Source organism: Pyxidicoccus caerfyrddinensis, from assembly GCF_010894405.1.
In the GTDB taxonomy this organism is placed as follows: domain Bacteria; phylum Myxococcota; class Myxococcia; order Myxococcales; family Myxococcaceae; genus Myxococcus; species Myxococcus caerfyrddinensis.
In genome coordinates this window covers 209045-220494 of the sequence record NZ_JAAIYA010000020.1, presented here as the reverse complement: position 1 = coordinate 220494, position 11450 = coordinate 209045, and the positions used below count along the sequence as shown (strand labels likewise).

The window sequence follows — 11450 nt, the reverse complement described above, 5'->3', positions numbered from 1 at the left end:
ACCGCCCGCCCTGCCCGCCGCCCGTGCTGCCCCGTACCGCCCCGCCCAACCCGCCGCCCCTACCGCCCCGCCCTGCCCCGTACCGCCCCGTCCTGCGGCACCACTCCATAGCAGGGCGCGTGCCGAAGGCTTCGCGTGACAGAAGCCAAGCATTTCCAGGTACTTGGAGGCATGTCGCACCTCCGTAGGATTCCCGGCCCGGTAAGAACTCCGGTGCGGCCCGTTCAGGTCAGCTCGCCCAGTACCGGTCCAGCGAGGTCCGCACCGGGTTGTCCATGCCCGGCTCCTCGAACACCGACTCGACGGCCTCCAGGAAGGCCCTGACCGCCGAGCGCTGTGCGGCATCCAGCGCCCGGGTGAAGGCCTGGAACTCTCCAGTGCGCTCCCCCTCCATGGCCTGCCACTGCGCATCGCTCCGCCCGCCCGGCGGTGGCTCGCTGGAGGGCTCGGGCGCGGTGAGCACGGACACCGCGGACTCCAGCGTCGCGAAGGACACCGGGTCCAACGTCTCGGTGAGGAACGCGGTGAGGTACGCGGGCAGGTAGTACGCGAGCGCCTCCGGCGTCAGGTGCCGCAGCGCCACCGCCGCCATGTTCCACCCCAGCAGCTCCGCACCGGAGAAGCGCTTCCACGGCACACCCGCGAAGAAGCGGGCAACCTCCGCGGCCTCCGGGTCTTCGTAACGGTGCGCCTTGCCCGCCCCGTCATGCCACTGACCCTCCCGGACCACCGCCCTCCCCTTCGGGAAGGGCCGGTCCGGGAAGGCACGCTGGAGCGCCGTCAGCGCGGACGCCGCGAGGCCGGGCTCCAGCGTCACCATTACAGGCCACACCCGTTGGTGGCCATGCGGCACTCACACATGAACACGCGGCTGTAGGCCTCGAGCTCCTTGTCGTAGTGCACCTTGTTGCCTCCCCGGAAGCAGGTGTTGTTGATGGCGGACCTCGCCAGACCACACTCGATATTCCGCTCGCGAATCTGGAGCAACTGGGCGCAGGGCGCGCCCCGGACCGGGAAGGGTTTGCAGGTCGTCTCGGGGTGACAGGCCAGGTTCACCGCGGCCTGCAGGGCAATCTGCTGCGCATACGTGCAGTCGCCTGGAATCGGCATCCCGTTGCCGGGGAACGACGGAGACGGTCCCGCGTAGGCCGGACCTGCCACCCCCAGTCCGAGCAGGGCAATCAACGCCGCCATGGCCGGCTGCAGCGCCGCGCCCGCCGCGATGACGAGCGCCGCCAGGTACCAGAGCGCGATGAGCGCCGCGATGATGAGGACCGCGAGCAGGACGTACTCCAGCACCGGCACCCGGACCGGCTCCTTCTTCTTGTCCGGGTCGCAGGGGTCGTCCGAGCCGCCATTCAGCCCGCCCGAGATGAGGTACGCCGCCGCGCCCGTGTCCTGGTCCTCGATGATGTAGCCCACGCCCTGCCAGTTGCCATGGGTGGGCGGACGCTCGGACACCAGGACGTGCTTGCCCGCGAGGACGGCGTCGAAGATTTCCGCCTCGACCTCCGCCGGCAGGTTCAGCCGCGGGGCGATGGCGTCGTAGTTCGCCATCGTGATGCGGTAGACGGGGATGCCCTGCGTGTTGGCCTCGCGCAGCAGCTGCACCGCCGACACGCCCGAGCCCGGCTCCCGCTTGAAGAGCGCGTCGAACGTCCTCCCCTCCAGCATCGAGCCGAAGGTGCCCGTGAGCCGGTAGACCTCCGCCGTGTCCCCATTCGCCCGGTCCACCACCGCGAGCAGCGAGCGCGCCACATCCATCTGCCGCGAGCTGTACGAGCCAGTCCTGGGAATGCCGAACATGTACCCCACGCGCAGCGGCACGGAGAACAGGCCGATGGACGGCATGCGCATCACCAGCGCGTTGCGCGTCGCCCCCACCACCTCGTTCAGCGCGTCGTACTGGGCCCAGTAGTACAGCGCCACGGTGTGCAGGTTCTCCGCTGACGTCTCCGAGGGCGTCTGGACGAAGCGCCGGTGAATCATCTCCTGCGTCACGCCCTGGGTGTCGATGCCGAACACCATCTCATCGCCCGCCGTCACCTCGAACTCCTCCGGCGCGCCGCCCAGGTCGCCCGGCGCGAGGAACTGCGCCTCCCACGTCTGCGACTGCCCCATGGTGCCGCTGGGGCCCTGCGCCTGGTCCACGCCGTCCAGCTGCACCACCGGCCGCACGTGAATCTGGTACAGCGGCAGGCTGTCTCCGGGAGAGGCGCGGTAGCTCGCCAGCGTCGCCGCGTCCGCGGCCGTGGCCGGCGCGTACGTCACGCCCAGCCGCTTGCCCGCCAGCGTGGGCAGGTCCACCGTCCACGTGAGCGACGAGTCGCCCAGGACGCGGTCCAGCTCGGACGCGTACAGCGTGAGGCGCACCTGGTGCCGCAGGGCGTCCGGCAGCCGCGTGAAGCTGGTGGTGCGCGCCACGACCCGGTTCGGGAGCGACGCCGCGAGTACGCTGCCCGTCTCCGGGATGATGGTACGGCCGCCGGTAAACTCGGACACCTTGCGCTCGGTGCCGTAGCGGAACTCGAGGTCCGCCTGGAGCTTCTCGCCCCACTGGCTGAGCGCCGCCGGGTCCAGGCTCGTGACGGAGCCCGTCACCGGGTCCACCACCGCCGACGCCGCGAGCTGCGCCCCCAGCGTGTCCACGTCCACGGGCATCTCGGTCCGCACGTCCACCGGCGCCGTGAAGGTGTACTGCTTGAAGGAGGCGTCCAGCGCCACCCACGTGTCTGGCGTCTTGTTGATGGCGCCACGCGACGGCTCGAAGTCCACCAGCGCCTCCACCCACACGTGCTCCATCCGGATGCTCCGGATGACGCCCCCCTGAGCGAGCGCGACGTTGGGGATGCCGCCCTGCCCCATCAACTGCTGCGCCGCCTCCGGGCGCGTGGCGCCGCCCACCCAGTTCATCACCTGGTTGGCCGGTACCTCGATGGTGCCGTAGACGTAGCGGGCGGGAATGCCGGCGGCCCGGTACAGCGCGATGAGCAGGCTCGACGTGTCAAAGGCGTTGCCCCGCCGATTGAGCAGCGTCAAATCACTGCCCTGCATGGAGCCGTAGGTGGGCAGCCACTGGATGTTGTTGCGCACCCAGTTGTAGATCTCCACGGGGTTGTCGTGCAGGGTCGCCGCGAGCTCCCGGATGGGCAGCGTGAGCTGCACGTCCTCCGTCGCCGCCAGCGCCTCCGGGGGCACCGGCACGGCCAGCGCGGCCGCCGCGCTCCGGGCGTCCACCCCGCGGCGCGCAGGCTCCGCCAGCGCGAAGGGGAAGGCGTCGGGCGTGAGGGCCGGCTCGCGCACCGTGGCGTCGGGCGCACGGAAGGGAAGCCGGCCCAGGTCGGTCCGCGCGTGCGCGCGGCCCTGCGGATTCTTCTCGAAGAAGGCGGCGACCTGCTCCACCGCGGCGGTGCGCTCCGCGGGCTGGTTCGCGTCGTCCGCGCGGGCCAGCCGCGCCGAGAGCTGACGCAGTTGCGCCTCGCGGGCCCGGGCCTGCGCCAGCGCCGCGCGGTGCCGCTCCAGCACCACGGGCGGCAGCTTCTGGGCCTTCAGCTCCTGCTCCGCGGCCTTGAAGGAGGCCTCGACGGTGGCCCCCGCGGCCACGGCGCCCTCCAGCTTCGTGCGCAGCACCTTCACGTCCTGCGCCGCCGTGCGCGTGCCGCGCCCCGAGGGCCGCGCCTGCCTCGCGCTCTCCGCCAGCGCGACGAGCCGCTCGGTGTGCAGCTCATCCGCCGTGGGAGGCGGCCGCTTCAGCGCCGACACCTCGCACCGGTTGGCCCCCGTGCCAGTGGACGGGAATGACATGCCCGGGGTGGAGGGCACCGCGCCGTGAGTCACGCGCTGTGCCCGCGCCGCCGCCAGGCGCATGGCCGGCTGCGCCGCCGCGGCCAGGGGCCGCAGGGACAGACAGACCATCGCCACGCTCACCACCACCGAGAGGCCCTGCATCCTTCCACTGGGACGATACGGCGCTGCTTCAAGAGGTCCCTTCATGACGATACCGACCCTTCATGCCCCCCAGTGGGGGCATCACAATCCAAATGAGTTTGCGTCCGTGGCTCCAACCACCTGCCCCAACACCGCGGTGCGGCTACGGGAACGGCACGTCCTGCGTCGTCTCCCGCAGCCAGACACCGAGCGCGGCGCGCAGCTCGACGACGGCCGGGTCGGTGATGCCCAGCAGCGCGTCCGCCGCCTTGAGGGCCTCCTGGAAGGCCAGCTGGGGCCACGTCTCCGCGGCGGCCCGGCCCGCGTAGGTGGCGGCCGTCTTCAGCGCGGAGGCGGACGGGTGACCCGCGCTCGCCAGCGCGAGGAGCTTCGCCTTGATGCTGGCGGGAGACTCCGCGGCCGTGACGTCCACCTGGAGCGCGGCCGGCACCGACACCTGACCCGCCGAGCCGCCTCGCACCACGGCGGAGAAGTGGACCTGCCCCGGCGCGTCCGGCAGCCGCACCCAGAAGCGGACCTGCTTCGCCGCGCCGGCCTCGAGCGGGAAGGCCCAGGTGAGCGTCCCGTCCACGACCTGCGCCGTGCCCGCATCCACCACCTCCACGCCCGCCGGCAGGGCCACCGTCACGCTGATGGGCGCGGCCATGCCCTGGTTCTGCACGTCCAGCTGCAGCGGGATGACGGCCCGCGAGCCGGTGGGCGGCGGCATCGGGTGCACGCGCTCGAGGAGCGCGCGGAGGACGTTCGCCGCGAGGCTCGATTGGCCGTCGCGCGTGGCGATGGCCAGCAGGTCCATGCCGGCGAAGGCAGCCTCGCCCATGCCGTAGGCATTCAGCGTGACGGCATCCAGCGGAGCAGAAGGCGTGGGAGATGTGCTCGCCAGGGCGAAGGTGGCCAGGCTCTGTGCGCCGCGACGCTCGATGAGCAGCGGCTTCTCGCCGGTGAGCACCGCCAGCTCACCGCTCAGCAGCGGGAAGCCGGGGGCGTCGAACACCACGCGCGCGGCCCCGCTGACCTTGCTGACGTACCGCACGCCCAGCGCGTCGTGCACCGTCTTGTGGCGCGAGTCGTAGTCCCCCGCCACCAGCAGACCCTCTCCGCGGAACGAGGCCTCGCGCAGCTCCTTCTGGATGAGCGGGTCCAGCTTGAAGAACTCGGTGAACAGCGCGAAGGCGCCGTAGCCACCGGTGCGCAGCTGCTTGCTGAAGGTCTTCTCCCACTCGACGATGTCGTAGGACCAGCCGGCCTGGTCGAGCAGCTCCTTCAGGAACGCCTTCTGGGCGATGAGGCCCGGCGCGCCGGTGGGGCCGTTCGGGTCATTGTCATGGCCGCTGCCCTCGACGGGCGCGTCCAGCAGCACGAGCAGCCGGCCCCTGCCGCCCCGCGTGAGCTGCGCGCTGAACTTGATGGGCGGCACCGTGACGCGGAAGCTCGCGAAGCCCAGGGAGCGCGACTGTCCGGCCAGCTCTCCGTGCAGCACGCAGGCGTAGTCACCCACCGCCAGCCCCAGCGTGGAGATGCTCCGCGCGCGGACGTTCGGCACCCCGGCCGTCAGGTCCACTGTCTCCCGCACCTCGCTCACCACCGCGCCGGAGGCCAGGTCCACCAGCTGGCGCACCAGCGTGACGCCGGGCACACCCTCGCCCGAGGCGCTCCGCGCCGTGTCCGTGCAGGTGTTGGACTCGCCCACGTACACCTCTGGCGAGGCCACGCTCACCGTGCCCGACAGGCTCGCCAGCACGCGGCGCTCCACCTGGAAGCCGGTGGTGCTCGTGCTCAGGACGGCTCGCGACAGCGCGTCGCGCAGCACCAGCGTGACGGAGTACGTGCCACTGGCCGCGTCGGCCAGGGAGAGCGGGAACGGCAGGTCCACCAGCGCGCCGGGCATGAGCTGGCGCACGTCGCGCGTGGAGGTGAGCAGCGTGGCGCCACCCGGCGTGCGCACCGTCAGCTCCGCCTTCGAGGGCGCGAGCAGCGCGTTGGACGCGGCGTTGCCCACGCGGCCGGTGATGCGCACCGGGTCCCAGGCGCCATACACCGCCTTGTCCGTGGTGACGGCCGTGGTGGCGGTGGCCGAAGGCGCGCTGATGCGCAGCGGCGCCACGCCCCGGGCGAGCACCCGTCCGAAGGCGTCCAGCAACCGGGCCCGTACCTCGTACTCCCCGGCCAGGGTGGAGCCGGTGTTCCAGCCCGCCGGCAGCGTGCGCGAGGCGCCCGGCGACAGCGTGTCCACCGGCAGCGGCGGCAGCTCCACCAGCGGCTCCGTGCTCCCGACCGCGTGGATGGCCAGCACCACCTGGCCCGTGGCGGGCGTGGGCCCGGTGTTCGTCACCGTGCTCTGGATGGCGACCGGCGCGGCCGCCGGGTACGTGAGCGCATCCGTCGCCACCGCCAGCGTCATGCCACTGGCGGCCCGCACCACGGGCACCTCCAGCGGCACCTGGACCTTCTCCTCCAGGAACGAGTTGTCGAACTCCAGGGAGGCGCGCGTCGCCACCGAGCGCTGCTCGTCCAGCGCCAGGTCATGCAGCGCCAGGTCGAACTCCACCTCACGGCCCGAGCCCGTCACGCCCAGCAACCGCCAGGTGTAGGCCGTCACGCCGCTCGGGCCCGGCTGCACCGTGGTGGGCGCGAGCGTCGGGTTGGACAGCGTCACGTTGCCCGGCAGGTCCACGCGCAGGTCCACGTCGATGCCGCCCAGCCGCTCCAGCGCCTTGGGCATGAAGACCATGACGAAGCTGGTGGACGCCAGCCGGGTGCCCAGACCGTTGTTGTAGTTGTCCCAGGAGCCGTCCGCGCGCTGCATGGCCAGCAGGTACTGGATGGCCTTGCGAATCTGCGGGTCCGTGGGCGACGGCTCCGTGTACTCGAGCGCGATGCCCACCATGGCGGTAATCAGCGGGTCACTGCCATAGCCCACGTAGCGGCCCCAGCCGCCGTCGGCGAGCTGGCGGGCGCGCAGGACATTCGCCACGTAGGTGAGGGCCGTGTCGATGCGGGCCTTGAGCACGCTGTCGTCCACGTAGGGCCGGGCCTCGGCCAGACCCATCAGCCGCAGCGCCTGCACGGTGTTGTCGCTGTTGTTGTCCTGGTGGCTCGCGAGCAGGTAGCGCACCGCGCGGGGAAGCTCCGCGCGCAGGCTCGCCAGCGCGGAGGTGTCCAGCGGCACGCCCTTCACCTCCTTCAGCGTGTTGTCCCACGCGTAGGTGGCGAACACCTGGTCCCCCGCCGCCGCGACGGCGCGCAGGTAGCCGCCCTCGAAGACGCGCTCGGTGCTGCCATCCGGGCGCACCCGGAGCAGGCCCTCCGAGTAGGACTGCGACACCAGCACGTACAGGCTGCCGTCCGCCGCGCGCGTCATCCGGTGCGGCGGGTACGCGAGGCCGTCCGCGAACATGGACACGGTGCGGTCCGGCGCCACCTTGACGATGTTGTAGGCCCACTGGTTGGACACCAGCAGGTTGCCGTCCGCGTCGAACGCCACGCCGTACGGGTAGTAGAGCAGCCCCCCGCTGACGAACGTCTCCACCTGCCCCGTGGGGGACACGCGCAGCACGCGGTGGCCGTAGTAGTCCGCCGAGTAGAACCAGCCGTCCGGCCCCAGCGCGCCGTCGATGAGGTAGCCCCCGGCATTCACGTCCTGCCGCGTCCCGTCCGGGCGGACGATGACGACGGTGGGGTTGGAGGGACGGGCGACGAAGAAGGTGCCATCCGCGGCGACGGCCAGGCCGTACGTCGGCTGGGGCAGGTTCGACACGACGCGAGTCGCCTGGGCCGTGGCGCGGTCCAGCCGGTCGATGGCCCCGAAGTTCCGCAGCACGTAGAGGGTGCCGTCCGGCGCGGCCGCCAGGTCCTCCGAGCTGTTCATGCTGCCCGCCGCGCCCACCGTGACGAGCGAGTAGTCCTTCACGTCGGCGATTTCGGGCCGCGTGGCGTCCTTGAGGACGTTGGCGAAGCCCTTCACCGTGAGCGCGGTGTGGCTCACGTCCGTGTTCCACCAGCCCGTGGCGTAGTCCGGGGACCACCACGTCTGGTCACCGCTGGTGTACCGCCGCGCCTGGAGGTACTTCGCCGCGTTCAGCTTGGTGCGGAAGGTGCCGGCGATGTCCGGCCAGGCGGTGAGCGACCACAGGCCCAGGGTGGTCTGCGTGCGCTGGAACTCCGGGTGGGAGATGCGCAGCGCGCCGTCCGACCACTGGCTGCTGGAGATGCTGTTGTAGAGGTACGTCGTGGCCTTGCGGTCCACCGGCGCCTTGTCGAAGGAGCTGGAGAGGCCGAGCAGACTCTGCGTCTGGATGTGGCAGCCCAGGCACCGGTTCACCTGGTGCCAGCTCACCGCCTCCGGCGCCGTGAAGGCGCCACCGCGGCGGACAGACTCCTTCACGAAGGCAAACAGCGGGTCCGTGCTGCCGCCCTGGGCGGTGTCCACGCCCTGCATGGCGACCTTGCCGCGCACCGTCTGCGTGCCCTCCGGCACCACGGTGCGGCTCACCGTGAAGCTGCCCGTCGCCTTGTCGCCCACGTACAGGCGGTCCGTCACCTCACCGGCCACGCCCGCCGTCACCGGCCGCACGCGCACCTGGAGGTTGCCGGCCTGCAGCGGCGTCCACGTGCCCAGGAACACCGTGGCCAGCTCCCCCACCTCGAGGGCGCTTGCGTTCGCCTGCGCGGTGAACAGCGTCTCGCCCGAGTCCGGGTGCACGACGGTGAGCGCATAGGCGCCCGCCGCCAGCGGCACGTTGCCCGCGTTGCGCACCAGCACCGTGAAGGACACCGGCGTGGGCAGGCCCGCCTGGGTGAGCGGCGGGTTGATGCTCATCGCGCCGCTGATGGCCTGCGTGGCCTTCACGCGCGCGGCGGCGCTGTTCTCCGCCAGGACTTCGCCCGTGGGCAGGGCCCGGCTGACGGTGCCCGGCTCCACCACGCGCAGCACCAACCGGTACACGCCTGGGGAGAACTGCGCCGTGTTCCAGGGGATGGTGAGCGTCTTCACCTCGTCCGCGGCGAACGAGAACTCGCTGCCCGGGGTGGTGGTGCCCTCGATGAAGGGACGGACCACCGCCACGCCCGTGCCCGTGGCGTCCTGGATTTCGCCCAGCACCAGCGCGGACTTCTGCGCGTCCAGCAGGCTGGCGATGCGGGCGGTGAAGGACACCGTGCCGTCCGCGCCCGCCTCCGGCTGCGTGGCGTCCAGGGCGACAATCTGGAAGCTGTCCCCCGCCACCGGCACCAGCGCCGGACTCAAGACATAGCTGCCATGCGAGGCCAGCTTGATGCCGTGCGCCTGCGCGCCATAGCCCACCGCGGACACCTTCACCGTGAACTCCAGCGACTCGATGCCCGCCAGGGTGTAGCTGCCGTCCGCGCCGGTGGTGATGGACAGCTGCGTGCCCTCGACGGAGACCTGGGCGCCGGCCAGGGGCGTCCCCGTGTCGGCGTCCGTCACCAGGCCGGAGAGGTTGCTCGTGGTGGCGCTGCTGCCGGGCGGGGAGAGCTTGAGCTCCACCACGGCCTCGCCGAACGCGCCCACCTTCATCGTGTAGCTGGCCGGCGCGTAGCCCGGGGCGCTCACCGCGAGGCTGAAGTCCTTGAGGGTGATGCCGGACAGCACGAAGCGCCCGTCCGCGGCGGTGGTGGCGCTCGCCCCCGTCTCCACCAGTTGGACGGCGGCGTTGCTCACGGGCGCGCCATTCACGCCGTCGGACACCGTGCCGCGCAGCGTGAGCTGGGTGGGCGACGGCGTGGAGGCCTCGGGGAACAGCGTCAGCGTGCCCATGTCGCCGATGCAACCCGGTCCGAACATCAGGCTGAAGTTCAGCCCCTGGTAGCCAGCGGCGCCCACCGTGCCCGAGTAGCTGCCGCGCGGCACGGCGGCGATGCTGAAGGTGCCGTCCGCGGCTGTGGTGGCGCTCAGGCCGGAGCCCAGCGCGATGACGGCGCCGGCGAGCGGCTGCCCCGTCTTCCCATCCACCACGCGGCCCGACACGAGGCCGTCCGAGTCATCGACGGGCGTGCTCTCCGGCGTCATGCCGAGCTGCGTGGACACCGTCTCTCCCGCCGTCACCGTCACGGTGCCGGAGAGGGTGCGGTACCCGGTCTTCTGGAAGCGGATGGCGTAGAGGCCCGGCGCCAGCGCGCCAAAGTCGAAGTCACCCGCGCTGTTGGTGAGCACCGAGCGCTGCGCGGTGCCCTCCAGGCTCACCTGGACGGCGCCGAGCGCCTGCGCCGTGGTCGAGTCCAGCACCCGTCCCCGCACGAGGCCCGTCTGCGCGGCCACGTCCAGCACGAGCCGGCCCGCGAGGGTGACCTGGTTCGCCTGGACGCCCACGGCCACGCTGGCCGACGTGAAGCCAGCCCGGCTGGCGGTGAGCGTGTAGCCACCGGCGGGCAGGCCGGGGATGACGAAGTACCCTTCCGAGTTGGTGAGCACCGCGAGGTCGGCCGACTCGTTCACGCTGACGGTGGCGCCACCGATGGGCTCGGTGCTGTTCGCGCGCACCACGTAGCCGGAGACGGAGCCGGTGGGCGCGGGCGTCCCGCCGCTGCTCCGCGCCTCGTACGCGCGCAGCGCCTGGAGCACCAGGGCGGTGGTGTACGTGTCGCGGGACCAGCTGTCGTCGGGGAGCTGGCGGGCCTGCAGGGCCGTGGCGCTGGCGGTCAGCCCGGACAAGTCCGTGGCCGCGGGCACCAGGGCCAGGAGCACCTGGGCGCTCACGAAGTCCTCGCCCCAGAGCGCGTCCGCCTCGGTGCGCGAGACGAGGAAGCCCTGCGCGCGGGTGAGCGCCGCCGCCACGCCCTGCCACGTCGAGCGGTACGGCCACAGGGCGCGCAGGCTCGCCGCGCTCAGCGACACCGAGGCGTCATTCGCCCCTTCCGCCCAGCCGCCGTTGCCCTGCTGGCGCGCCAGGAGGAACGCCACCGCCCGGCCCACCTGCGGCATGGAGCCGTAGTTGGCCGCCCCCAGCGCTTCCACCGCGAGCACGGTGTCCGTGACGCTCGAGTCGAACCCCGGCCGGTGGCCGAAGCCGCCGTCCGCGTTCTGGTGCGTGAGGAGCCGGGTGGCGAACACCGTCGCCATGCGCCCCGCCAGCGCGTTGACGGTGACCTTGCGCGCGAGGAACTCGGTGTTCACCTCGGGGTGCGCGTTGAGCCACGTGAGCGCCGGCTCGAAGCTCAGCGACAACTCCTGGTCCAACGCGAGCTGCGCGCGCAGCACCTCGGACGTGGCCTGCGGGCGCACGGCGAGCGAGTCCACGCTCGAGCCATAGCTACCGTCCACATCCTGCTGCGCAACCAGCCAGTCCAGCCCGGGGCCCGCGTGCGCCCCCGTCGACAACAACAGCGCCAGCACCGCGAAACAGAAACGGCTCGCGCGCAGCGCGGCCCTGACGACCCCAACGTGCATGGACAGGCCTCCCCCTGATGAAGACGGAAAAAGACAATCCGTCCCCAAGGCGCGCCCTATGTCTCACATCTGCAATTGCATGGTCAATGCACCTACG

Annotated in this window: 3 protein-coding genes; all 3 read right to left on the bottom strand. The window is 71.9% G+C overall.

Annotated features, from left to right (window positions below; genetic code table 11):
* Positions 1 to 229: 229 nt before the first annotated feature.
* The 3 genes from G4D86_RS37335 to G4D86_RS37325 all read right to left on the bottom strand — a co-directional run bounded on the left by G4D86_RS37335 (position 230) and on the right by G4D86_RS37325 (position 11353).
* Positions 230 to 820, bottom strand: coding sequence for a DUF6714 family protein (locus G4D86_RS37335; RefSeq protein WP_163999020.1), 591 nt, complete (start codon positions 818 to 820; stop codon positions 230 to 232).
* Positions 820 to 3993 carry a transglutaminase-like domain-containing protein gene (locus G4D86_RS37330; protein WP_163999018.1) on the bottom strand — a complete coding sequence of 1058 codons (3174 nt, stop codon included), beginning with the start codon at positions 3991 to 3993 and terminating at the stop codon, positions 820 to 822. The genes G4D86_RS37335 and G4D86_RS37330 overlap by 1 nt, the downstream gene beginning before the upstream one ends.
* A 97-nt stretch (positions 3994 to 4090) precedes the next feature.
* The gene (locus G4D86_RS37325) at positions 4091 to 11353 is read right to left on the bottom strand and encodes a carboxypeptidase regulatory-like domain-containing protein (protein WP_163999016.1); all 7263 of its coding nucleotides are present in this window, start codon (positions 11351 to 11353) and stop codon (positions 4091 to 4093) included.
* Positions 11354 to 11450: the final 97 nt, after the last annotated feature.